This is a genomic window from Alkalibacterium sp. MB6, from assembly GCF_009935905.1.
Taxonomy (GTDB): Bacteria; Bacillota; Bacilli; order Lactobacillales; family Carnobacteriaceae_A; genus Alkalibacterium.
Map to the genome: position 1 here is coordinate 1 of NZ_PREX01000082.1, position 381 is coordinate 381.

At 48.0% G+C, this 381-nt stretch carries 1 pseudogene; it reads left to right on the forward strand.

Annotation, left to right across the window (positions count from 1 at the left end):
* A pseudogene (locus C3945_RS11770) lies at positions 1-381 on the forward strand (hypothetical protein); the annotation flags it as partial.

The following is a 381-nucleotide window of genomic DNA, read 5'->3' on the forward strand; positions in this document are numbered from 1 at the left end:
TCATTGCCCTGCTCGATCAAGCCAAACAACATGGCGCAGAAGTGCTGGTTACCGGTGACCTGGATATGCCGGAGCATGGCTGCTGGCATGACCGGGTGACCCAGCAAGTGGGACTGAAACTGGGCATGCCACTTTGGTTGCGACCTCACCGTGAAGTGGTCGAAGAATTTATCAATCTTGGTTTTCGCAGTATTCTCGTAACGGTTAATCTGAAACTGGGTATGCAAGTCGAAGATTTAGGCAAAATTCTCACACTGGAATACATCCAAGAATTGGAAGATCGTGGTATTGATCCATGCGGTGAAGGTGGAGAATTTCACACCACCGTGATTGACGGACCAATTTTTAACAAAGCTATTCCTGTACGTCGTGGCGATATTG